Source organism: Pseudomonas sp. R4-84, assembly GCF_054130985.1.
The window spans coordinates 3,956,259-3,978,101 of record NZ_CP096390.1 but is presented as its reverse complement, the minus strand read 5'-3'; the positions used below and the strand labels follow the sequence as shown (position 1 = coordinate 3,978,101).

At 61.8% G+C, this 21,843-nt stretch carries 21 protein-coding genes; 13 read left to right on the top strand and 8 right to left on the bottom strand.

Going from position 1 to position 21,843, the window contains the following annotated elements; genetic code table 11:
• The first annotated feature begins 53 nt into the window (after positions 1 to 53).
• Both htpG and M1D68_RS18105 read left to right on the top strand, forming a co-directional pair.
• Entirely contained in the window at positions 54 to 1,958 is a 1,905-nt protein-coding gene (gene htpG, locus M1D68_RS18110; RefSeq protein ID WP_420766926.1) for a molecular chaperone HtpG, read from the top strand.
• Positions 1,959 to 2,026: 68 nt separating this feature from the next.
• Positions 2,027 to 2,755 (top strand): dienelactone hydrolase family protein, encoded by a 729-nt coding sequence (locus M1D68_RS18105; RefSeq protein WP_457967990.1) that lies wholly within the window; start codon positions 2,027 to 2,029, stop codon positions 2,753 to 2,755.
• A 153-nt stretch (positions 2,756 to 2,908) separates the two neighbouring features.
• Here M1D68_RS18105 and M1D68_RS18100 read toward each other — a convergent pair whose 3' ends face one another.
• Positions 2,909 to 3,769, bottom strand: a complete 861-nt coding sequence (locus M1D68_RS18100; protein ID WP_434560064.1) for a pirin family protein — start codon at positions 3,767 to 3,769, stop codon at positions 2,909 to 2,911.
• A gap of 120 nt (positions 3,770 to 3,889) precedes the next feature.
• On the opposite strand from M1D68_RS18100, the gene M1D68_RS18095 reads away from it, so the two are divergent.
• Together M1D68_RS18095 and M1D68_RS18090 are read left to right on the top strand one after the other, a co-directional pair.
• Complete coding sequence (locus M1D68_RS18095; RefSeq protein ID WP_434648583.1) at positions 3,890 to 4,906, top strand: amidohydrolase family protein; 1,017 nt, start codon at positions 3,890 to 3,892, stop codon at positions 4,904 to 4,906.
• Positions 4,907 to 5,052: 146 nt separating this feature from the next.
• Positions 5,053 to 5,517 (top strand): DUF3859 domain-containing protein, encoded by a 465-nt coding sequence (locus M1D68_RS18090; RefSeq protein WP_420766922.1) that lies wholly within the window; start codon positions 5,053 to 5,055, stop codon positions 5,515 to 5,517.
• Positions 5,518 to 5,708: 191 nt separating this feature from the next.
• On the opposite strand, the gene fabB is transcribed toward M1D68_RS18090, so the two are convergent.
• From fabB to M1D68_RS18065, 5 genes are all read right to left on the bottom strand, one after another.
• Positions 5,709 to 6,929: a beta-ketoacyl-ACP synthase I gene (fabB, locus tag M1D68_RS18085; RefSeq protein ID WP_420766921.1), complete on the bottom strand. Its 1,221-nt coding sequence runs from the start codon at positions 6,927 to 6,929 to the stop codon at positions 5,709 to 5,711.
• Positions 6,930 to 6,940: 11 nt separating this feature from the next.
• Entirely contained in the window at positions 6,941 to 7,456 is a 516-nt protein-coding gene (fabA, locus tag M1D68_RS18080) for a 3-hydroxyacyl-[acyl-carrier-protein] dehydratase FabA (RefSeq protein WP_030138344.1), read from the bottom strand.
• Between the two features lie 250 nt (positions 7,457 to 7,706).
• Positions 7,707 to 9,608, bottom strand: coding sequence for an ATP-binding protein (locus M1D68_RS18075; protein ID WP_434607156.1), 1,902 nt, complete (start codon positions 9,606 to 9,608; stop codon positions 7,707 to 7,709).
• On the bottom strand, positions 9,605 to 10,537 hold the full coding sequence (locus tag M1D68_RS18070; RefSeq protein WP_457967989.1) for an ABC transporter substrate-binding protein: 933 nt from the start codon (positions 10,535 to 10,537) through the stop codon (positions 9,605 to 9,607). Before M1D68_RS18070 ends, M1D68_RS18075 begins: the two co-directional genes overlap by 4 nt.
• Positions 10,538 to 12,697 carry a TonB-dependent receptor plug domain-containing protein gene (locus M1D68_RS18065; RefSeq protein ID WP_457967988.1) on the bottom strand — a complete coding sequence of 720 codons (2,160 nt, stop codon included), beginning with the start codon at positions 12,695 to 12,697 and terminating at the stop codon, positions 10,538 to 10,540.
• Between the two features lie 164 nt (positions 12,698 to 12,861).
• Here M1D68_RS18065 and M1D68_RS18060 point away from each other — a divergent pair, with 164 nt between their 5' ends.
• The 8 genes from M1D68_RS18060 (at position 12,862) to M1D68_RS18025 (ending at position 19,043) form a co-directional block, all read left to right on the top strand.
• A complete protein-coding gene (locus tag M1D68_RS18060; RefSeq protein WP_434648579.1) occupies positions 12,862 to 13,887 on the top strand; it encodes an NAD(P)H-dependent glycerol-3-phosphate dehydrogenase in 1,026 nt (341 codons plus the stop codon).
• A 28-nt stretch (positions 13,888 to 13,915) separates the two neighbouring features.
• Complete coding sequence (locus tag M1D68_RS18055; protein WP_420766916.1) at positions 13,916 to 14,263, top strand: DUF4389 domain-containing protein; 348 nt, start codon at positions 13,916 to 13,918, stop codon at positions 14,261 to 14,263.
• Positions 14,260 to 14,712, top strand: coding sequence for a phosphohistidine phosphatase SixA (gene sixA / locus M1D68_RS18050; RefSeq protein ID WP_420766915.1), 453 nt, complete (start codon positions 14,260 to 14,262; stop codon positions 14,710 to 14,712). Before M1D68_RS18055 ends, sixA begins: the two co-directional genes overlap by 4 nt.
• 46 nt (positions 14,713 to 14,758) lie before the next feature.
• Positions 14,759 to 15,202, top strand: a complete 444-nt coding sequence (locus M1D68_RS18045; protein WP_420766914.1) for a hotdog fold thioesterase — start codon at positions 14,759 to 14,761, stop codon at positions 15,200 to 15,202.
• 151 nt (positions 15,203 to 15,353) lie between these two features.
• Positions 15,354 to 16,148, top strand: a complete 795-nt coding sequence (locus tag M1D68_RS18040; RefSeq protein WP_434560052.1) for an alpha/beta fold hydrolase — start codon at positions 15,354 to 15,356, stop codon at positions 16,146 to 16,148.
• Positions 16,145 to 16,996: an alpha/beta hydrolase gene (locus tag M1D68_RS18035; RefSeq protein ID WP_420766912.1), complete on the top strand. Its 852-nt coding sequence runs from the start codon at positions 16,145 to 16,147 to the stop codon at positions 16,994 to 16,996. The genes M1D68_RS18040 and M1D68_RS18035 overlap by 4 nt, the downstream gene beginning before the upstream one ends.
• 129 nt (positions 16,997 to 17,125) lie before the next feature.
• Positions 17,126 to 17,944 carry a DUF4892 domain-containing protein gene (locus M1D68_RS18030; protein WP_457967987.1) on the top strand — a complete coding sequence of 273 codons (819 nt, stop codon included), beginning with the start codon at positions 17,126 to 17,128 and terminating at the stop codon, positions 17,942 to 17,944.
• A gap of 61 nt (positions 17,945 to 18,005) precedes the next feature.
• Positions 18,006 to 19,043: an AI-2E family transporter gene (locus M1D68_RS18025; protein WP_420766910.1), complete on the top strand. Its 1,038-nt coding sequence runs from the start codon at positions 18,006 to 18,008 to the stop codon at positions 19,041 to 19,043.
• A 9-nt stretch (positions 19,044 to 19,052) separates the two neighbouring features.
• On the opposite strand, the gene M1D68_RS18020 is transcribed toward M1D68_RS18025, so the two are convergent.
• Both M1D68_RS18020 and M1D68_RS18015 read right to left on the bottom strand, forming a co-directional pair.
• On the bottom strand, positions 19,053 to 20,093 hold the full coding sequence (locus tag M1D68_RS18020; protein WP_434560046.1) for a sensor histidine kinase: 1,041 nt from the start codon (positions 20,091 to 20,093) through the stop codon (positions 19,053 to 19,055).
• The gene (locus tag M1D68_RS18015; RefSeq protein WP_434648572.1) at positions 20,093 to 20,851 is read right to left on the bottom strand and encodes a response regulator; all 759 of its coding nucleotides are present in this window, start codon (positions 20,849 to 20,851) and stop codon (positions 20,093 to 20,095) included. Before M1D68_RS18015 ends, M1D68_RS18020 begins: the two co-directional genes overlap by 1 nt.
• Positions 20,852 to 21,127: 276 nt before the next feature.
• On the opposite strand from M1D68_RS18015, the gene pyrF reads away from it, so the two are divergent.
• Positions 21,128 to 21,826 (top strand): orotidine-5'-phosphate decarboxylase, encoded by a 699-nt coding sequence (gene pyrF, locus M1D68_RS18010; protein WP_420766907.1) that lies wholly within the window; start codon positions 21,128 to 21,130, stop codon positions 21,824 to 21,826.
• Positions 21,827 to 21,843: the final 17 nt, after the last annotated feature.

The window sequence follows — 21,843 nt, the reverse complement described above, 5'->3', positions numbered from 1 at the left end:
CGCCGCCATTCTCTGCGAGGCGGACACCACCATCCACTTGGAGTTTGATGACCATGAGCGTGGAAACTCAAAAGGAAACCCTGGGCTTCCAGACCGAGGTGAAGCAACTGCTGCACCTGATGATTCACTCGCTGTATTCGAATAAGGAAATTTTCCTCCGCGAGCTGATTTCGAACGCCTCCGACGCTGTCGACAAATTACGTTTCGAAGCGCTGTCCAAGCCAGAACTGCTGGAGGGCGGCGCCGAGCTGAAAATCCGTGTGAGCTTCGACAAGGACGCCAAGACCGTCACCCTCGAAGACAACGGTATCGGCATGAGCCGCGACGAGGTGATCACGCACTTGGGCACCATCGCCAAGTCCGGCACCGCCGATTTCATGAAAAACCTGTCTGGCGACCAGAAGAAGGATTCCCACCTGATCGGTCAGTTCGGCGTCGGATTCTATTCCGCGTTCATCGTTGCCGATCACGTTGAAGTGTTCAGCCGCCGTGCCGGCCTCGCCCCGAGCGAAGGCGTGCACTGGTCCTCCAAGGGCGAGGGCGAGTTTGAGGTCGCGACCATCGACAAGGCCGATCGCGGCACCCGCATCGTCCTGCACCTCAAGTCTGGCGAAGACGAGTTCGCCGATGGCTGGCGCCTGCGCAACATCATCAAGAAGTACTCCGACCACATCGCGCTGCCGATCGAGCTGCCGAAGGAAGCCACCGCTGCCGAAGGCGAAGAAAAGCCCGAAGTGGAATGGGAAACCGTCAACCGCGCCAGTGCCTTGTGGACCCGTCCGCGCACCGAGGTAAAGGACGAGGAATACCAGGAGTTCTACAAGCACATCGCCCACGATTACGAAAATCCGCTGAGCTGGAGCCATAACAAGGTCGAAGGCAAGCTGGAATACAACTCGCTGCTGTACGTGCCGGCCCGCGCGCCGTTCGACCTGTACCAGCGCGAAGCGCCACGTGGCCTGAAGCTTTACGTGCAGCGCGTGTTCGTAATGGACCAGGCCGAATCGTTCCTGCCGCTTTACCTGCGCTTCATCAAGGGTGTGGTGGATTCCAATGACCTGTCGCTGAACGTTTCGCGGGAAATCCTGCAGAAAGATCCGATCATCGACTCCATGAAGTCGGCGCTGACCAAGCGCGTGCTGGACATGCTGGAGAAACTGGCGAAGAACGAGCCCGAGCAGTACAAGAGCTTCTGGAAAAACTTCGGCCAGGTCATGAAAGAAGGTCCGGCCGAAGACTTCGCCAACAAAGAGAAGATCGCTGGCCTGCTGCGCTTTGCCTCGACCCAGGGTGAGGATGGTGAACAGATCGTTGGCCTAGCCGACTACCTGGCTCGCGCCAAGGAAGGACAGGACAAGATCTACTACCTGACCGGCGAGACTTATGCACAGGTCAAGAACAGCCCGCACCTGGAAGTCTTCCGCAAGAAAGGCATCGAAGTGCTGCTGCTGACCGATCGCATCGACGAGTGGCTGATGAGCTACCTCAACGAGTTCGACGGCAAGAGCTTCGTCGACGTGGCCCGTGGCGATCTCGACCTTGGCAACCTGGATTCGGAAGAAGACAAGAAAGCTGCCGAAGAAGTCGCCAAGAGCAAAGAAGGCCTGGTCGAGCGGATCAAGACTGCCTTGGGCGAAGCCGTCAGCGAAGTGCGGGTTTCCCACCGCTTGACCGATTCTCCGGCGATCCTGGCCATCGGTGAGCAAGACCTCGGTTTGCAGATGCGCCAGATCCTCGAAGCCAGCGGACAGAAAGTCCCGGACTCCAAGCCGATCTTTGAATTCAACCCGGCCCACCCGCTGGTGGAGAAGCTCGACAACGAGCAGAACGAAGAGCGTTTCGGCGACCTGTCGCACATTCTCTTCGACCAGGCGGCCCTGGCGGCTGGCGACAGCTTGAAAGACCCGGCTGCGTATGTACGTCGCCTGAACAAGCTGTTGGTTGAACTGTCAGCTTGATCAAGTGAGACAAAACCCGCTTCGGCGGGTTTTGTCATTTCTGGTGTTCAGTCAAAGAGGAGTCCGTCATGAGTCAGGTTACGGTTCGTTCGCTGGTCTATCAGGTCGATGGTCAAAGTTATGAGGGGCGCCTGGCCTTCGACGTCAATCAACAGGGCCCACGTCCGGGTTTGCTGATGGCGCCGAACTGGATGGGTGTTGGGGCGGGGGCCGAGGAGATCGCCAGGTCTGTGGCGGCAAACGGATATGTGGTGCTGATTGCCGACCTTTACGGGCAAACAGTGCGCCCGAGCAATGCCGATGAGGCGGGAGCGGCGATGATGCCGCTCAAGAACGACCGGGCGTTGTTGCGCAAGCGCATGCAGGCAGCGTTCGAGCAACTGCAGAGCCAGGACCAAGCGAAGGTCGACACGGCGAAGCTGGCCGCTTTTGGTTTTTGCTTTGGGGGATGCTGCGCCTTGGAGTTGGCTCGCACTGGCGCACCCCTGAAAGCGACGATCTCATTCCACGGCACCCTGGATACGCCGAACCCGGTTGATGCGCAGAACATCGAGGGGGCGGTATTGGTCCTGCACGGCGCCTCCGACCCGCTGGTGCCAAAGGAACAGCTGCCGGCCTTCGAAGATGAAATGAACGCGGCTGGGGTGGATTGGCAATTGCTGAGCTACGGCGGTGCGGTGCACTCGTTCACCGACCCGCAGGCCAATGTGCCTGGCAAGATGATATACGACGCCAAGGTCGCCGGACGGGCGTTCCGCTCGATGCATAACCTGCTGGATGAAGTGTTCAAGGGCTGACGTCGGGCCCGGATCTCTTTTGTCTGGTACAAAGCCATCGCGAGCAAGCTCGCTTCCACATTGGATCAAGTTGTTCTCGGCATTTGTGAACCGCACCGATTCAGTGAGGGCGCGAGCTTGCTCGCGATGTCTGCCTGACAGGCAACCCTTGAATCAGGGCAACTCGATCCGCTCGCTTTCCCCTGGTACGGTTGGCCAGTCCCCGGCCGCCCAGCGTCGGCGGGCTTCGTCTATGCGGGCCGGGTCGCTGGAGACGAAATTCCAATTCATCCGCCGTGGCCCATCCAAGGGCGCACCGCCGAACAGCACGGCATGGCACTCGGTGTCGGCAGACAGCGTCATTTCTTCCCCGGCAGGCAATATCGCCAGCGAATGGGGCTCAAGCGGCTCACCGTCCAACTGCGCCTCGCCGTCCAGGATGTACAGTGCGCGTTCTTCATGTTCCGTGGGAATCAGCAGCGTCGTTGCGGTCTGCAGGTTCAGTTCGGCATAAAGCGTAGGAGACAGCACCGGCACCGGCGATTCCAGGCAAAAGCCTGACCCGGCGATCATGCGGATGCTCACCCCCAGGTTCTCACTGACCGGCAGGCTCTGTGCCGGATGATGGCTGTAGTGCCCCGGACCTTCCTCGTGAGACTTGGGCGAGGCCAGCCAGATTTGCAGCCCATGCAGCACGAAGCCGCTCTCCAACAACGCTTTTGGTGTCCTCTCGACATGGGCAATGGCGCTGCCGGCGGTCATCCAACTGACATCCCCGGCGTTTACCACCTGATCGGAACCCAGGCTGTCCTTATGCTGGATCTGGCCCTCGAACAAGTAGGTGAGGGTGGACAGACCGATGTGTGGATGTTGGCGAATGTTCATGCCTCGACCGGCCGGGTAGGACGTTTGCAGCATATGGTCGAAAAACACGAAAGGTCCGACGCTGCGGCATTTAGCGGACGGCAAGGGCCGAAGAATCGGCTGGCCTTCCACGTCTTCTGCGCGGGGACGAACGATGAGGGGAGCGGTCATGGTGTCTTCCAGGTTGAACGACGGATGGGCAGAGCATAACCCGAGGTTGCAACGGACGGCAGCGCCGGCTTGAACCCAGGCGGGACGGCTGGGGTCTATGCTGCTCATGGCCTATGGAGAATGCCCGTGCCCTCGATCCGTTTGATGTTCGCCTGCCTGCTGGCCGTTACGTGCAGCACCGCCTCGGCTCGCGAATATGCCTACAGTGATGCGCACCTGCATTACGTCGATTTCTTCCAGGAAACCGCCGGCATGGCCAAGCTCCTCAAGGCCATGGCGGACAATCGCATCGAGCATGTGATGATTTCCGGCGTGCCCGTGGCGAAGAAATGGCACGAAGACGAACCCAAGCGACCGCGTTACTACGCCGGTGACGATGCGGACGCCTATTGGTACAGCGCCACCGATGTGATTGTCGCTGCCGCGGTGTCCAAGCTCCCCGCTGAGCAACGCCAGCATTTCCATCCATTCCTGTCGGGCTTCAACCCCAATGACAAGAACTCCGATGCGCATATCCAACGCATGCTCGATCTCTATCCGGGGCTGTGGCAAGGCATCGGCGAAGTGTTCACCCGTCATGACGACCTGACGGCGCTGACCTCCGGCGACACGCCGCGCGCCAACAACGAAGCCATGACGCGCATCTATCACCTGGCGGCGGAGAATGATCTGCCCGTGATGCTGCATTCCAACATCACGTCCAAGCGTGAGAGAAATCCGCTGTACCTGGCAGAAATCGAAGAACCGCTGCGCAACCATCCACACACACGGTTCATCTGGGCCCATGCCGGCACGAGCATGGAGATTCACCGGCACCAGACCCGGCTGGATTTTCTGCTGCCGACCTTGACGCGGATGCTGGAGTCTTATCCCAATCTTTTCATCGACCTGTCCTGGAGCATGCTCACGCCGTATCTACTGGATGAGGCGGGCAAGCCCCGGGATGAATGGTTGAAACTGGTGGAGCGCTTCCCGGAGCGGTTCATGGTGGGATCGGACGTGGTAGGACGATTCAACAAATTGGGTAAGGAGTTGCACAGCTTCGATCCGTTCCTGGATGCCTTGCCTGAGGATGTGGCGCGGAAGGTGGCGCGAGACAACTTTCTGGCCGTGTTGCCGCGCTCAGTCACCCGCTGAGCTCGCTCTTGTCGCGAGGGAGCAGGCTCCCTCGCCACAGGTCAACCCTGTATGCGGGCTTTAGCTGGCCTGGTGAACACCGCTTTGTCATCAGCCTGTCACCCCCGCGTCATACCCTCGCGCTCATCTCAATCAAGGAGCGCACCATGCACCTCACCCGTTCAAGCGCACTGCTCGCGCTGTTGTTGACCTGCGGCCTGGCCCAGGCGGAAGTTCGTGTCGAAGGCCCGGTGGAATATGGGGTATTCGAAGGGCCGAAGGCCGAGTTGCAATCGGGCGAGCGGGTCTTGCGTCGCAGCAATGAGCAGATCCGCCAGACCGAAAGTGTTCCGGCCAAGCTGGGCACCAAGTTCGGCATGCGCTATCAATTGGCGGGCAAGGTCGCTGACGACCAGCCGTTGACCCTGTTGTACTTCACCCCCGGTATCCGCACACCCGATGGCGTACGCCACGACAAATTCGAAGTCATCCAGAAACTGGTGCCCGGCGCGCCTCAGGACGTCATGGCCTATGAATTTACCGAAAGCCACGAAGTGGTGCCGGGGGAGTGGCGGTTCATGGTGTTCCAGGGGGATCGGCTGTTGACGCAGCAACGGTTTGTCGTGCGCTGAAACTTCATTTGCACAGATCAAAGTGTGGGAGCGAGCCTGCTCGCGAAGGCGGTATGACAGTCAGAGCGTTGTTGCTTGATACTCCGCTTTCGCGAGCAGGCTCGCTCCCACAAGGAATTTAGGCAATCCGCCGGACAAAAAAACGCCCCGAACCAGTCGGGGCGTTTTTTTGTGTGGCGTAGTAGCGGGGCTTACTTGCCCTGCCAGCGCTTCATCACCAGGGTAGCGTTGGTGCCACCGAAGCCGAAGCTGTTGCTCATCACGGTGTTGATGGTGGCGTTCTCGCGAGTCTGGGTCAGGATAGGCAGGTCGGCCACTTCCGGATCCAGTTCGTCGATGTTGGCGGAACCGGCCATGAAGTTGCCTTCCATCATCAGCATGCAGTAGATCGCTTCGTGAACGCCGGCGGCGCCCAGGGAGTGACCCGACAGGCTCTTGGTGGAGCTGATGGCCGGGGCCTTGTCGCCGAACACTTCGCGCACACCCTTCATTTCCGCGACGTCGCCGACCGGGGTCGAGGTGCCGTGGGTGTTCAGGTAGTCGATCGGTGCATCGACGGTGGACATGGCCATCTGCATGCAGCGCACGGCACCTTCACCGCTCGGTGCGACCATGTCATAGCCGTCGGAGGTGGCGCCGTAGCCGACGATTTCCGCGTAGATCTTCGCGCCACGGGCAAGGGCGTGTTCCAGCTCCTCGACCACGACCATGCCACCACCGCCGGCGATGACGAAACCGTCACGGTCGGCGTCGTAGGCACGGGAGGCTTTTTCCGGCGCGTCGTTGCGCTTGCTGGACAGGGCGCCCATGGCGTCGAACAGGAACGACTGGCTCCAATGTTCTTCTTCACCGCCACCGGCGAACACGATGTCCTGCTTGCCCATCTGGATCTGTTCCATGGCGGTACCGATGCAATGGGCACTGGTGGCGCAGGCGGAAGCGATGGAGTAGTTCAGGCCCTTGATCTTGAACGGCGTGGCCAGGCAGGCCGAAACGGTGCTGCTCATGGTCCGCGTGACGCGGTACGGGCCGACACGCTTGACGCCTTTTTCGCGCAGGATGTCCAGCGCTTCCATCTGGTTCAAGGTGGAGGCGCCGCCGGAACCTGCTACGAGGCCGGTCCGTACGTTGGAGACCTGTTCTTCGGTCAGGCCGGAGTCAGCGATGGCGTCTTTCATGGCCAGGTAGGCATAAGCCGCTGCGTGGCCGACGAAACGGTAGATCTTGCGATCGATCAGCTCTTCGAGGTTCAGGTCAATGGAGCCGGAAACCTGGCTACGCAGACCCATTTCGGCATATTCCGGATTGAACCGGATGCCAGGGCGACTTGCACGCAGGTTAGCGGAGACGGTCTCTTTGTCATTGCCCAGGCACGAAACGATGCCCAGACCAGTGATAACGACGCGGCGCATGCGGATAACCCTTAGAAGTTGTCAGTGGAAGTGAAAACGCCAACCCGGAGGCCTTCGGCGGTGTAGATCTCGCGACCGTCGACAGCCACCGAACCATCGGCGATGGCCATGTTCAGCTTGCCCTTGAGGACGCGTTTGATATGGATGTTATAGGTGATCTTCTTCGCAGTCGGCAGTACCTGACCGAAGAACTTCACTTCGCCCGAACCCAGGGCGCGGCCGCGACCCGGCAGGCCTTGCCAGCCGAGGAAGAAGCCGACCAGTTGCCACATGGCATCCAGGCCCAGGCAGCCGGGCATCACCGGATCGCCTTCGAAATGGCAGGCGAAGAACCACAGGTCCGGAGTGATATCCAGCTCGGCGACCAATTCACCTTTGCCGTACTTGCCACCCTCATCGCTGATATGGGTGATGCGATCCACCATCAGCATGTTCGGGGCGGGCAGTTGCGCGTTACCTGGGCCGAACAGCTCACCGCGACTGCAGCGCAGCAGATCTTCCCGAGTAAAGGCGTTTTGTTTGGTCATGCGAGCTCCTCAATAGTCCCATGCGGCAGGGTGGGGCAAATCTTCCCGACCGATCGAAGCGTTCATGCCTCGAGTCGGCAGCCTACTCATAGACTATTGCGTTGTAGTGAAAGTCACAGCACACGGGAAAATCAATGTACACCTGTGCACTGAAATAGTTATTCCTTCCCCGATCGAGGCGTGGCCGGGTGCTTAAGACTGCCGCACTTTCGCCTTTCACGCCAGTCGCAGATAGTCCTAAGCCCTGCATTTACCCGACCCAGCGTTGCAGAATCTGCTGCAAGTCGATTCGTTTGAAGGGTTTGGCCAGGTAATCGTTCATGCCCGCTGCCAGGCACGCTTCGCGATCACCCTGCAGTGCATTGGCGGTCAGGGCGATGATGGGCACGTCGGTGCAGCCGGGCAACTGGCGGATCTGCCGCGTGGCTTCGTAACCGTCGATGACCGGCAACCGGCAGTCCATCAGGATCGCTTCGAAAATCAGGCTCTCGGCGCTACGTACGGCCTGGGCGCCATCGGTGGCGACGCTGACCTTGAAGCCGAGGCTGCGCAGCATCGCTTCGATCACCGTCTGGTTAACCGGATTGTCTTCCACCAACAAGACATTGCGGCCTTCTCCGTTGCTACCGCCGCCGGGCAGGCGTGGGGGCAGGGTCGGTGGCGCCAGGCGCGACAGGGCCAGCGGGATTTCCAGGGTAAACACCGAGCCCTGGCCTTCCTGGCTCTGGGCCCGCAGCGTGCCGCCCATGCGTTCGGCCAGGGTGCGGGCGATCGGCAGGCCGAGGCCCGTGCCGCCGTAGCGTCTTGAAATGGAACTGTCGGCCTGCTGGAAGGCGTCGAACATGCGCTCCAGGCTTTCGGCCGGGATGCCAATGCCGCTGTCGCGCACGGTGCAGGTGAACCACAGCAATTCGTGATCAAGGGCCTGCCACTGACACTGCACCGTAACGCGGCCCTGGTCGGTGAATTTCAACGCGTTGCCGATCAGGTTCACCAGGATTTGCCGGATCCGCGTCGGGTCGCCTTGTACCTGCAGCGGCTTCATGTCATCGGGGACCAGCAGGTCCAGGCCCAGCTTGCGCTGCGCGGCGCTGTGCTGGAACGACTGCGCGCAACTGCCCACCAGCTCGGCCAGGTTGAACGGGATGTGCTCCAGCTCCAGCGCCGAACGCTCGATGCGCGAGAAGTCGAGAATGTCGTTGATGACCTTCAACAGGTGCTCGGTGGATTCCGATGCCAGCGCGGTGTATTCATGCTGCTCATCGGTCATATGGGTGGTTTCCAGCAATTGCAGCATGCCCAATACGCCATTCATGGGCGTGCGCAGTTCGTGGCTCATCATCGCCAGGAATTCCGACTTGGCGCTGTTGGCCTTTTCTGCTTCCTCCCGGGTCTTGATCAATTGAGCCATGGCCTGGTGCTGTTCGCGGCTTGCTTGTTCGAGGCCCGCGGCCAGGTTGTTGATGTGCCGCGACAGGGCGCCCAATTCCCCGTCGTCGACAATAGGCAAGGGCCTGCTGTAATCACCCTGCTGGATGGCCTTGACCGCATGGCCGATGTCGCGAATCGGCTGCGACAGGCTCGCTGCCAGGCGGCGCGCCACCAGAAACGTGAACAGCAGCGCAAACAGGGCCAGGACCGCTGCCTTGAGCAGGATCTCCTGTTGCCGCTGGCTGAAGGCGTCGCTGGACATGCCGACAATGACGCGGCCCAGGTAATCCTCGCCGGCCGCCTCGATGGGCGGACTGTTGCCTTGCAGGAAATCATTGTTGAGGGCAATGCGCTGCAGGCGAACGGGGGCCTGGAATACTTCGACCTGCTGGGAATGGTTGCGGGTTTGCGACGGTTGTTCCACGTACACGAGAACCCGCTCGGTGCGGTCCTGGACTTCCAAAAAGCGCACATGAGGCGTGGCGAGCGTGGCCGTCAGCAGGCTTTCCAGCACGTCATTGTTACCGGATATGACGCCATACTCCGCGGCTGGAGCGAGTTGGTTGGCGATCAGCTGCCCGGTGTGGTTGAGTTCCTGGCGCAGGTCCTGGATTCGCACGAAGGTGAAGAAGCTGATCAACAGCACCGTCAGCAGCAGTGCCGGCCCCAGGGCGATGAGCTGGGTACGGGTATTGATATCCCAGCGGCGACGCAAGGTCATGGACGGTGTTCTCCTTCTGCCAGCTGCGTAGCGACGGATTCGACGTCAATCGGTTCGATCCCCAACGAGCGAGCGACCTGTTGATTGCTCAAGACTTTGAAGCGGGGCGGATACAGGCTGCGCGGCCACGTGGCGGCGGGGCGGTCCAGCAATTCGTCGAGAATCGCCAGCCAGTCTTCCTGGTCGCTGTAGGTGCTGGCCAGGCTGCCGGCCTTGACGAAGGCGGCGCTTGGCCCGATCAGCGCGCGTTGCCGGGCGTAACTGCTCAGCAACAGGTTCTTCACGGTCTTGGGGTTATAAAGGTCGGGGTCGTCGAGGCCCAGCAAGACATCGCTTTGGCCCAGCAGGTTTTGCAAAGGGCGGCTGTCGTTGATGTCGTCCCAGCGTTCGCTGACGATTTGCAGGCCCAGCGGCAACGCTGCCTGCTGAAGGTCCTTGAGCAGGAACTCGCTGTGCCTGTCGTACAGGACGCCGACCCGCCGTACTTGTGGCAGGACCTGACGAATCAGGCGCAACTGCCGGCCCATCGGTGGATCGCTCCAGAGCAGGCTCAGGTGTCCGGGCGTCCCGTCACCCAGGCGTTCCCGGGCTTGCTGACGGCTGATCCGCAGCACCAGAGTGGCCGGCCCGCGAGGCGTTTGCAGGCGCCAGTCGAGGCTCGGCGGGTCGAGCAGGATCAGGCGCACGTCATCCGGCAACCGATCCGGCGCCGGCAGGTTGGCCAATGGGGTGAATCGCACGCGGTCCTGGGGACGCCGGGCCTGCAAGGCCTGGGTGAATGACTGCACGCCGGGGCTGTCCTGGACGCCTGTCAACAGGACCTCGGCGGCCCGAGCCTCGAGCGTGACCAGCAGGCCGGCAAATGCCAGGCACAGTAACCACCACAGGCGGCCACGAAAGGGCGTCGTGCAGGGTTGGCACCGGGACATCTAGAAGGACAACTCCGCGCTGAAATACACCACATGGCGGGAATCGTAGCGGTTGTCGACGAACGTGGTCGGCTGGTCATCGAGGCGTTGCTGCAGGGTCCCCGAGACTTCCAGGCTGGCTTTGCCCAGGGGAATGCGCCGGGCGAGGCGGGTGTCGATCCGTTCGTAGCGGTAACCGTTGAGGGCGTCGGCGGCGTAATAGAAAACCGCGCTGTTCCAGCCCCGGCCCCAATCGCGCAGCCAGCCGGCCGAACCGCTGTTGCGGGCGGTCAGCTGTTCGTCGAGGGGGTTGCTGGCCAGCGCATCGACATAGGCGTAGGTCAGGCGCAGCCGGTCGGCCGCTGTCATCCGCCAATTGAATTGGGTTTCGGCGCCGGTGAACTGCGATTCGTTGCTGTTGCTGGCAATGTACTGGTTGTTGCGCAATGGTTCGCTGATCATTCCGGTGATTTGGTCGTGGAACAGCTTCACGTCCACCGCCAGGCCCAAATCCATGAAATAACCGTTGTAGCCAAGCTCACGCGAGCGCATGTGCTCCTGATCCAAGTTGCCAGGGCCGCGCGTTCGAACGAAATAACGGGCGCTGTCCTGACCAAAGGCGGCCGGCCGTAGATTGGTGACTTGATAACTCCAGTTGACGTTGTTCTCGAACATGTCCGGCGAGCGCACCGCCTCGGAATAGACCGCCCGGAGGCCGTGTCGCGGGGTGATCAGGTAGTTGATTGCCATCCGAGGGGTCAGCGAGCTGCCCGTCAAGCGTGCGTCCTCGAACATCGCGCCGCCCTGCAACAACCAGTGTTCGCTGGCCCGCCATTCGAGCTGGCCGAACAAACGGTAGGTGGTGTCGTCCAGGGTGCCGTTGAAGTACGTCTGCGAATCGGCCCGGTCGTAACGATAATTCACGCCGGTGACCAGCCGCAGGCTGTCGGAAAGACTGAGGGTGTCCTGAACCTCAAGGTCGTAGCGCGACTCCCGGGCGCTCTGGTCGATATCGCCACACAGTGTCCGGGAAGCACCGTTTCGCCATTGATCGAGCACTTGATTGGCCAGTGCCTGTTCCTGGGCCGTGCCGGCGGGGACCCCGGTATTCAGGAAACTGGGAATATTGCGCGCCAGCTTCTCGGCATAGTTGGGGTTGAGCTGCCACAGATCGGTCAATTGCGGGCTGAACGACACCTCGGCATCGCAGGCGCGCCAAGTCTGCTGGCGATCCCAATGCTGCATCGAACCCTGGATATAAAGGCTGTGGTTAGGATTCAGGTCCAGGTTCCAGCGCAGCGAAGCGGCGTAATCCTTGGCGCTGACGTCGGAGTTATCCCCAGCTTCGGTAATCCCGGCGAACACCGGACGGTAGGTGTAGGGCCGCTGGTTGGTCCCTTCCTTGGCATTCAACTGCCAGTCAATGCTCTGGTATTCATCCAGGGTTTGGCTGACGGACAGGTTGAAGCGGTTCAGGCGACGGCTGTCGCGGTAGTCGGCCCCGTTGCGGTTGCTGTCAAAACCGTCGTCTTGCTGGCCGGACAGCGACAATCGCATGTCACCGTCTTCCCAACCTGTGCCCTGGCTGGCGTACCAATCGCTGATGCCGTTCTGGCCTCGGGTAACCTTGAAACGGGTGCCGTGGCTGTCGGCCGGGGCGCGGGTGATGATGTTGACGACCGCCATCAGTGCATTGGCGCCATAGCTGACGGTGTTGGGGCCGCGAAAGACTTCGATCCGCTCGATGTCTTCCATGGCGACCGGTATATCGCTCCAGTCCACCGTCGCAAGGCCGGCCCGGTACACCGAGCGACCATCGATCAGCACTTGCATGCGCCGCGCTTCACTGGCACTGGTGCCGTGGTAGTTGGCGGTGGGCTGGTTGCCGCTGATGTTGCCGACCATCATGCCTGGCACCAGGCGCAACAATTCGCTGATGTCCCGAGCGCCGCTGGCCTTGATCAATTCACGGTCCAGCACGGTCATGCTGCCCGGTACCGCCGCCGGCGACTGCTTCAGGCGCGTGGCGGTCAATACCTGGGGGAGGGGCTGGTTGTCCACGAACAAGTCGTCGGCCACCGCTGGCGGGCTGATGATCAGCGCCAATAGCAGTGATGAGCCTGGACGGGTGGGGCCAACGAACACGGCACAGCCTTTGGATAGAAGAAGGATGGCGGGCATGTTAACCGAGCCGAACGACTTTTCCATTCACGTTGACAGCATTTTCCTAGGAATTGGTGGTCAGCTTCCTACAGCGATGGGTAATTGCGGACGGGGCTGGTCGCGCTCTGGCTGCTCCGTATAATGCCCGGCATTGCCACTTGGTATGGAAGAGCGGATTGCATATGACTGAACAGCGCCCGATTGCGGTCCTGGGAGGCGGGAGTTTCGGCACCGCCGTGGCTAACCTGCTGGCGGAGAATGGCCACGCGGTGCGCCAGTGGATGCGTGACCCGGAGCAGGCCGAGGCCATCCGGGTCAACCGGGAAAATCCGCGTTATCTCAAAGGCATCAAGGTCCGCCCCGAAGTCGAGCCGGTGACCGATTTGCAGGCCACGCTCCAAAATAGCGATCTGTTTTTTGTCGCCTTGCCCTCTAGCGCCCTGCGTTCGGTGCTGGCACCGCACGCCGAGCGCTTGAGCGGCAAATTGCTGGTGAGCCTGACCAAAGGCATCGAGGCGCAAACGTTCAAGCTGATGAGCGAGATTCTTGCGGACATCGCCCCCAAGGCGCGAATCGGCGTGATATCCGGGCCTAACCTGGCGCGGGAGATTGCCGAACACGCCCTGACCGCCACCGTCGTCGCCAGCGAAGATGAAGAGCTGTGCCAGCAGGTCCAGGCCGCGCTGCATGGCCGCACCTTCCGGGTCTATGCCAGCGCGGATCGTTTCGGCGTGGAGCTGGGCGGTGCGCTGAAGAACGTCTATGCGATCATCGCCGGCATGGCGGTCGCCCTGGGCATGGGCGAGAACACCAAGAGCATGCTGATCACTCGGGCCCTGGCGGAAATGACCCGTTTCGCCGTGAGCCAGGGCGCCAACCCGATGACCTTCCTCGGCCTGGCCGGCGTGGGCGATCTGATCGTCACCTGTTCCTCGCCCAAGAGCCGCAACTATCAGGTCGGTTTCGCACTCGGCCAAGGCCTGAGCCTGGACGAGGCCGTCTCGCGCCTGGGCGAAGTGGCCGAAGGGGTCAACACCCTCAAGGTGCTCAAGGCCAAGTCCCAGGAAGCCGGCGTGTACATGCCGCTGGTCGCCGGTCTGCATGCGATTCTGTTCGAAGGGCGCACGCTGGAGCAGGTGATCGAACTGTTGATGCGTGGTGAACCCAAGACCGACGTCGATTTCATTTCCACCAGCGGTTTCAACTGATTCCGTTGACCGCAAGCAGGAGCGAACCATGAACGATCCGAAAGGGCAGCCGCAATACGAATCCATCCTGCTGCGAGTGCTGTGGATGGTGATTTACCTGCTGGTCTGGCAGGTGGCGCAATTGATCCTCGGCGCCGTGGTGCTGGTGCAATTGATCTACCGGCTGATCTACGGCGCACCGAGTGCCAGCCTGATGAATTTTGGCGACAGCCTGAGCCAGTTCCTGGCGCAGATCGGTCGCTTCGGCACTTTCCATAGCGACCAGAAGCCTTGGCCATTCGCCGACTGGCCAACCCCACGCACACCGGAAGGTGAAACGCCCCACACCGTTGCACCGGCACCGCATCCCGCCCGGGACGAGGAGCCGAAGCTATGAAATTGTGGGTGTTGCGTCATGGCGAGGCCGAGCCCCACGGTGTTCGTCCCGACCCTGAACGGGTGCTGACCATCCATGGCCGCGAGGAAGTCTTGCTCAGCGCCGGTCGGTTGATGGGCGAGCCCTTGCGGGCCATTTTTGCCAGCCCCTATGTACGTGCCCAACAGACCGCGCAATTGGTTCGCGAGGCGCTGGGGTTCGAGCCGGAGTTGGTCACGGTTGATTGGCTCACGCCGGAAACCCGTCCGGCCGAGGTATTGAAACACCTGGATGATCAAGACAACGTGCTGCTGGTCAGCCATAACCCACTGGTGGGCAGCTTGCTGGGGCTTTTGCAGCACGGTCATCTGCAGCAACCGGAACAAGTATCGACGGCAGGCCTGGCCGAGCTGGAGGGCGACCTGCCGCTGGCCGGTTCGATGAAACTCAAGAGCCTCAGGCACCCCTGAGAACAACCGTCCCAAGACAAAACAAAAACACAAAGGAAGGGCAGCGATGAGTCTGTGGCGCACCACCCCCAATATTGAACAACTGAACGCGGCCGGTAAGAACACCATCAGCGAAGTGCTGGATATCCGTTTCGAATCTTTCGACGACGAATCCCTGACCGCGAGCATGGTGGTCGATCATCGTACCCATCAACCGTTCGGCCTGTTGCACGGCGGCGCGTCCGTGGTGCTGGCCGAGACAGTCGGCTCCATGGCGGCCTATCTGTGCGTCGACACGAGCAAGTTCTACTGCGTCGGCCTGGAAATCAACGCCAACCACTTGCGTGGCGTGCGCAGCGGGCGAGTAACCGCGACGGCCCGGATGGTTCACCTGGGCCGCACCACCCAGGTCTGGGACATCCGCCTGGTCAATGATGACGGCAAGGTCAACTGCGTATCGCGCCTGACCATGGCGGTGGTTCCATTGGGTGAGCAGCCGCCGGCGCGCTAAGAGATGTTACAAGCTAAGCAGTCCCGCTTTTACTTGTAGCTTGCAGCTCGAGGCTCAATGTTGCTGTCATCATTCCTGTCAGTTCCGGTCATTGCCGCACCATCAGGTTCTGCGCAAAATCGGTCGCAGTTCTCGCAATGGATCGGCCAATATGTCGCAACAGGTGTTTTTCGCCCACGCCAATGGTTTCCCCTCCGCCACCTACGGTAAGTTGTTTGCCGCGCTGGCGCCGCAGTACGAGGTTTCCCACCTCGAACTGCACGGCCATGACCCGCGATTCCCAGTCGACGACAATTGGAACAATCTGGTGGACGAACTGATTCACCACCTTGAGCGGCAATCGCAGCCAGTGTGGGGCGTCGGGCATTCTCTGGGCGGCGTACTGCATTTGCATGCGGCGTTGCGCTGCCCGCAGTTGTATCGTGGTGTGGTCATGCTCGATTCCCCGGTCCTGACCCGCGCCGACCGCTGGCTGATTCTTGCCGCCAAGCGCCTGGGCTTCATCGATCGCTTGACGCCGGCCGGGCGAACCCTGGGGCGGCGGGAAGAATTCAACGACCTGGCGTCGGCGCGGGAATATTTTGCCGGCAAGACGTTGTTTCGCGGTTTCGACCCGGAGTGCTTCGAAGCGTACCTGCAACATGGCTTGCAGCCGGTTGGTGATCGGTTGCGGCTGCGCTTCGACCCGGCCACGGAAATCAGCATCTACCGAGGCGTGCCGCACACCAGCCCCGGGAGGGCTCGAAAGCTCGACATCCCGTTGGCGGTAGTGCGGGGCCGACAGAGTCGGGTGGTGATGCGTCATCACGCCCGATCCGTGAGCCGCATGCCCTTGGGCGAATCCTTGACCATGCCGGGTGGTCACATGTTTCCACTCGAATATCCCCAGGACACGGCCAACTTGCTCAAGGGCCTGCTGCAGCGCTGGCAGGGTCGTAGCCCATGAGCGTCGTCGAAGAAATTCGCCTGAGCCTGCCCCACATCGAGTTGGCGGCCCATTTGTTCGGGCCGGAAGATGGCCGGCCGGTGATTGCCCTGCATGGCTGGCTGGACAACGCCAACAGCTTCGCCCGGCTGGCGCCTATGCTCCAGGGCGTACGGGTGATTGCCTTGGACATGGCCGGTCACGGACATTCCGGGCACCGTCCGCCCGGCGCCGGCTATGCCCTGTGGGATTATGCCCACGATGTGCTGCAAGTAGCCGAGCAACTGGGCTTGAAGCAATTCGGGCTGCTGGGGCATTCCATGGGGGCCATTGTCTCGCTGGTCCTGACCGGTGCCTTGCCGGAGCGGATCAGTCACTTGGCATTGATCGATGGGGTGATTCCTCCTACAGCGAAAGGCGACAATGCGGCCGAGCGCATGGGCATGGCCCTGCAAGCGCAACTGGATTTGCAGCAAAAACGCAAACCCGTCTACAAAACCCTCGACCGGGCCATCGAAGCGCGTATGAAGGGACTGGTGGCAGTCAGTCGCGAAGCCGCCGAGCTACTGGCCCAGCGCGGCTTGATGCCGGTGCCGGGAGGGTTCACCTGGCGCACCGACAATCGCCTGACCCTGCCCTCGCCGCTGCGCCTGACCGACGAACAGGCCATGGCCTTCGTCGCGCGGGTCGCTTGCCCCGCGCACTTGGTAGTCGCGGCCGACGGCATGCTTGCCCAGCACCCCGAATTGCTGGAGCGTCTACCCTTCAGTCATGAACAGTTACCTGGCGGCCATCATCTGCACCTGAACGACGAGGTCGGTGCCGCTCTTGTAGCAGACTGTTTCAATCGGTTCTTCAGCGTTTCTTGACTTGCGCCGGGCAAGTGTCGAGGCTGGGCGGGTTGAAAGGGAGCCAACCATGACAGATATCCATTCACTTGCCTTGTTGTGCATTGATGAACGCCTTTGCGTCGCGCGGACCCAGGCCAAGCCGATCCAATGAAACTATCCATTCGTTCATTCGTCCTGCTGGCACTGGCCGGTTTCAGCCCGCTATCCCTGGCTGCCGATGTACCCGGCAGCCGGGATCTGGAACGCGTGCCGCGCATGCCCGACGCGCAAATCGTCGATTATCGGCAAACCAGCGACCTTGAGCGTATCTACCCCATGGGGTCGATTCGCAAGATCAGCGGCCAACTGCGTTTCGACGGGCAGGTCGATGCCCGTGGCAACGCCACCTCGGTGACCTACGAACTGCCGCCGGAACATACCGCCACACAAGCGTTCACCGCCGCCCGCGAAGCCTTGCAGAAACAGGGCGCGGAGCTGCTGTTCTGGTGCCAGGCCCGCGATTGTGGCGAAAGCAGCCTGTGGGCCAACGAAGTGTTCGGCAATGCCAAGCTCTATGGCGCCGACAATGGCCAGGCCTACCTGTTGCTGCGCCTGGCGCCGCCGGCGGACAACACGCTGATCGCGCTGTATGCCATCACCCGTGGCAACCGCAAGGCCTACCTGCATGTCGAGCAGTTCGAAGCGAGCGCGCCCCTGGGGGATGTGCTGCCGACTTCTGCCACGTTGTTGCGCCAGCTCAAGGACACCGGCGTGCTGGACTTGCCGCGTCTTGCCGGCGAACCGGAGGAAGCCTGGCTACGCCTGTTGTCTCGGGCCTTGAACCTGGACACCGGCCTTCGGGTCAGCGTCGCCGGCCCACACGCCGAGGCGTGGCGCCAGGCGCTGGTCGAGCAGGGCGTCCGGGCGGCAAGAATGGAAGCGGCCGGCGGTAACACGGCGGGCTTGCACCTGGAGCTGTTGCGATAAGCTGACGTGGCAAACGCGCGTGTCGTCCTAGCCCGGCCTTGTTCATTTCTCGAGACCTTACATGCTCAATAACGATCGGCTGTTGGTGCAAATACTGCTCCTGGTGTTGTTCGGGGCCAGCCTCTGGGTGATGGCTCCGTTCTGGTCGGCGCTGTTCTGGGGGGCTGTGCTCGCTTTTGCCAGTTGGCCACTGATGCGCCTGCTGACCCGTTGGGTCAACGGTCGCGAATCCTTGGCGGCGGCCTTGCTGACGGTCGGCTGGATGTTGCTGGTGGCGGTGCCGCTGGTGTGGCTGGGCTTCAATCTCGCCGATCATGTGCGCGATGCCACGGCCTTTGTCAGGGATGTGCAGGTCGATGGCCTGCCCGAAGCCCCCGACTGGCTCGCCGGCGTACCGCTGGTGGGCGGGCGCCTGGTAACGCTCTGGAACAGCATCGACCAGCAGGGCGCGGCGATGATGGTGTCCATCAAGCCCTACCTGGGACGTGTCGGCAACTGGTTGCTGGCCCGTAGCGCGCAGATCGGCGGCGGAATCCTCGAGCTGACCCTGAGCATCGTGTTCGTGTTCTTTTTCTACCGGGACGGCCCGCGATTGGCGGCGTTTGTCCAGGGGCTGCTGGAGCGGCTGATCGGTGATCGTGCCGGGTACTATGTCGAATTGGTGGCCGGCACGGTGCAGCGAGTGGTCAACGGGGTGATCGGTACCGCCGCGGCTCAGGCGGTACTGGCGCTGATCGGCTTTTTGATCGCCGGGGTGCCGGGTGCGCTGGTACTGGGTATCGTCACCTTCCTGCTCAGCCTGATTCCCATGGGGCCGCCGCTGGTCTGGATACCCGCCACGGCCTGGCTGGCGTGGAAGGGCGAGTATGGGATGGCGGTGTTCCTGGGTATCTGGGGCACGTTCATCATCAGTGGCGTGGACAACGTGCTCAAGCCCTACCTGATCAGTCGTGGTGGAAACCTGCCGTTGGTGATCGTGTTGCTCGGGGTGTTCGGTGGCTTGATCGCGTTCGGTTTCATCGGGTTGTTCATCGGTCCGACCCTGCTGGCGGTGGCGTACAGCTTGCTGACGGATTGGAGCAAGAGCCAGGCGCGGTAACGCAGCGGTTCAGGCCACGCGGGGCACGCGAATCACCGCCGTCAACCCGCCGCCGGGTGTTTCCTCCAGGCTCAAGTGCCCGCCCAGGCGTTCGGCGGCCTCCCGGGCGATGGTCATGCCCAGGCCGACGCCTCCCGAGTTGCGGTTGCGCGAACCCTCCAGGCGAAAGAATGGCTCGAATACCGCTTCGCGCTTGTCCGCCGCGATGCCGGGGCCGTGGTCAATCACCCGGATCAGCAACTGGTGCTGCTGATCGTCCAGCACGATCGATGCGTCGCCCGCGTAACGCACGGCATTGTCGATGAGGTTGTTGATGCATGAACGCAGTGCCATCGGTTGCACCCGCAAGGGCGCGCAGGTACCGCTGGCATGCACATTGGCGCCGTGGTCCTGGGCGTTTTCGCTTAATGATTCAACCAGCGCCTGCACGTCCATCCATTGCAACGCTTCGCTGGTGCGTTGTTCGTGGAGATAGGTCAGGGTCGCGTCGAGCATGCCGATCATATCGTCCAGGTCTTGACGCATCTGATCCTGCAACCGGGGGTCGTTGATCTGCTCCAGGCGCAGTTTGAGTCGCGCAAGTGGGGTGCGCAGATCATGGGATACCGCGCCAAGCATGCGCGAGCGTTGCTGCACCTGCTCTCGGATCCGTTGTTGCATCAGGTTGAACGTATGGGCGGCTTGGCGGGCCTCCCGCGGACCGTTCTCTTCCAATGGCGGGCTATGGAGGTCCTCGCTCAGCCGTTGGGCGGCGTCGCTCAGTCGCTGGATGGGCCGAGTCAACAGCTTGGCGCCGTACCAGGCCGCAACGATCAGGAACACAAATTGAAACGTCAGGGGCACCACAGGCCCGCCAAACCGGGGGCGTGGGCCGGGTGGCGGGCCGGAGTGCGAGGGACCTGCGGTTTGATGGGAAAATTCCGGGGGCGGCCCGGGAGGTGGCTTGTCGTAATGAAAAAACCAGGCGAAGGCCAGCAGGTGCGCCAGCACGATCGCCACCAGCAGCACGCCGAACAGGCGGCCAAACAGGGAATCGAAGCGCAGGCGCATCAACCGATATCCCGCGCATCGAACAGGTAGCCTTCACCGCGCACGGTCTTGATCAACTGCGGAGCCTTCGGATCGTCCCCCAGTTTCTGGCGCAAGCGCGAGACCAGCAGATCGATACTGCGGTCGAAGGCCTCGATCGAGCGACCGCGCGCGGCGTCCAGCAATTGTTCACGGCTGAGCACTCGGCGTGGTCGCTCGATGAACACCCACAACAGGCGGAATTCTGCGTTGGAGAGGGGCACTACCAGCCCGTTGGCGGAAACCAGTTGGCGCAGCACGCTGTTGAGCCGCCAGCTATCGAAGCGAATGTTGGCGCGCTGCTCGCTGCGATCGTCGCGCACCCGGCGCAGGATGGTCTGGATTCGCGCCACCAGCTCCCGGGGTTCAAAAGGTTTGGCCATGTAATCATCCGCGCCCAACTCCAGGCCGATGATGCGGTCGGTGGGTTCGCAGCGGGCCGTCAGCATCAGGATTGGAATATTCGACTCGGCGCGCAGCCAGCGGCACAGTTGCAAGCCGTCTTCGCCCGGCAGCATCAGGTCCAGCACGATCACGTCGAAGTGTTCGGCCTGCATCGCCTGGCGCATGGCCGCGCCATCGGTTACGCCACTGGCGCGAATGCCGAAGCGGCCCAGGTAGTCGATCAGCAGCTCGCGGATCGGTACGTCGTCATCGACGATCAGCGCGCGGGTGCTCCAGCGCCTGTCGTCGTCGGACACTTTCTGATCGCCAGAATTTGCTTCAGGGGTGTACTGCATGAGATGCATCATCTGCCATTGGGGCTGCCAACCGAAAGAAGGCGGCGGGGGTGTGGGGTGAGCATAAGCTTCGCGGCGGTGGGCCGTGAAGCGTTGAAAGAGCGGCGTTCGGCGGCTGAGGGTAGCGTTCCGTCGTGTTATGCGCATGTCATGAATGTATCGGCGTTGACACACATGACGGTAGGGCCGATCAATGATTTGCCGATCATCGGGTCCCGCTAGGGCGCTGGTTCCGCTACAATGCGCGCCGATTTCGACTTGCCTGAGAGCTCATCCATGTCCGCCTGCCAGACGCCTATCATCGTCGCCCTGGATTTTCCTACCCGTGACGCCGCCCTGAAGCTGGCCGACCAGTTGGACCCCAAGCTCTGCCGGGTCAAGGTCGGCAAGGAGCTGTTCACCAGCTGCGCGTCGGAAATCGTCGGAACCTTGCGGGACAAGGGTTTCGAAGTGTTCCTGGACCTCAAGTTCCACGATATCCCCAATACCACCGCCATGGCCGTCAAGGCCGCTGCGGAAATGGGCGTGTGGATGGTCAATGTGCATTGCTCCGGTGGCCTGCGCATGATGGCTGCCTGTCGTGAAGTGCTGGACCAGCGCAACGGCCCCAAGCCGTTGCTGATCGGCGTGACCGTGCTGACCAGCATGGAGCGTGAAGACCTGGCGGGCATCGGCCTGGACATCGAGCCCCAGGAGCAAGTGCTGCGCCTGGCGGCGCTGGCGCAAAAGGCGGGAATGGACGGCCTGGTTTGCTCGGCCCTGGAGGCCAACGCCCTGAAAACGGCCCACCCCTCGTTGCAACTGGTGACCCCGGGCATTCGCCCGGCGGGCAGTGCCCAGGACGACCAGCGCCGCATCCTGACCCCGCGCCAGGCACTGGACGCTGGCTCCGACTACCTGGTGATCGGCCGGCCGATCAGCCAGGCAGCCGATCCGGCCAAGGCGCTGGCGGCGGTAGTGGCGGAGCTGGCCTGACCCAACTACGCGGGTCC

Bases quoted from the DNA above. Each gene is read 5' to 3' on its own strand.
- pyrF (WP_420766907.1), top strand. From the start codon at position 21,128: ATGTCCGCCTGCCAGACGCCTATCATCGTCGCCCTGGATTTTCCTACC.
- M1D68_RS18015 (WP_434648572.1), bottom strand. From the start codon at position 20,851: ATGCAGTACACCCCTGAAGCAAATTCTGGCGATCAGAAAGTGTCCGAC.
- M1D68_RS18090 (WP_420766922.1), top strand. From the start codon at position 5,053: ATGCACCTCACCCGTTCAAGCGCACTGCTCGCGCTGTTGTTGACCTGC.
- M1D68_RS18035 (WP_420766912.1), top strand. From the start codon at position 16,145: ATGAGCGTCGTCGAAGAAATTCGCCTGAGCCTGCCCCACATCGAGTTG.
- fabB (WP_420766921.1), bottom strand. From the start codon at position 6,929: ATGCGCCGCGTCGTTATCACTGGTCTGGGCATCGTTTCGTGCCTGGGC.
- sixA (WP_420766915.1), top strand. From the start codon at position 14,260: ATGAAATTGTGGGTGTTGCGTCATGGCGAGGCCGAGCCCCACGGTGTT.
- M1D68_RS18105 (WP_457967990.1), top strand. From the start codon at position 2,027: ATGAGTCAGGTTACGGTTCGTTCGCTGGTCTATCAGGTCGATGGTCAA.
- M1D68_RS18040 (WP_434560052.1), top strand. From the start codon at position 15,354: ATGTCGCAACAGGTGTTTTTCGCCCACGCCAATGGTTTCCCCTCCGCC.
- M1D68_RS18100 (WP_434560064.1), bottom strand. From the start codon at position 3,769: ATGACCGCTCCCCTCATCGTTCGTCCCCGCGCAGAAGACGTGGAAGGC.
- M1D68_RS18070 (WP_457967989.1), bottom strand. From the start codon at position 10,537: ATGTCCCGGTGCCAACCCTGCACGACGCCCTTTCGTGGCCGCCTGTGG.
- M1D68_RS18020 (WP_434560046.1), bottom strand. From the start codon at position 20,093: ATGCGCCTGCGCTTCGATTCCCTGTTTGGCCGCCTGTTCGGCGTGCTG.
- M1D68_RS18075 (WP_434607156.1), bottom strand. From the start codon at position 9,608: ATGACCTTGCGTCGCCGCTGGGATATCAATACCCGTACCCAGCTCATC.
- M1D68_RS18065 (WP_457967988.1), bottom strand. From the start codon at position 12,697: ATGCCCGCCATCCTTCTTCTATCCAAAGGCTGTGCCGTGTTCGTTGGC.
- M1D68_RS18060 (WP_434648579.1), top strand. From the start codon at position 12,862: ATGACTGAACAGCGCCCGATTGCGGTCCTGGGAGGCGGGAGTTTCGGC.
- M1D68_RS18030 (WP_457967987.1), top strand. From the start codon at position 17,126: ATGAAACTATCCATTCGTTCATTCGTCCTGCTGGCACTGGCCGGTTTC.
- M1D68_RS18025 (WP_420766910.1), top strand. From the start codon at position 18,006: ATGCTCAATAACGATCGGCTGTTGGTGCAAATACTGCTCCTGGTGTTG.
- M1D68_RS18045 (WP_420766914.1), top strand. From the start codon at position 14,759: ATGAGTCTGTGGCGCACCACCCCCAATATTGAACAACTGAACGCGGCC.
- M1D68_RS18055 (WP_420766916.1), top strand. From the start codon at position 13,916: ATGAACGATCCGAAAGGGCAGCCGCAATACGAATCCATCCTGCTGCGA.
- M1D68_RS18095 (WP_434648583.1), top strand. From the start codon at position 3,890: ATGCCCGTGCCCTCGATCCGTTTGATGTTCGCCTGCCTGCTGGCCGTT.
- htpG (WP_420766926.1), top strand. From the start codon at position 54: ATGAGCGTGGAAACTCAAAAGGAAACCCTGGGCTTCCAGACCGAGGTG.
- fabA (WP_030138344.1), bottom strand. From the start codon at position 7,456: ATGACCAAACAAAACGCCTTTACTCGGGAAGATCTGCTGCGCTGCAGT.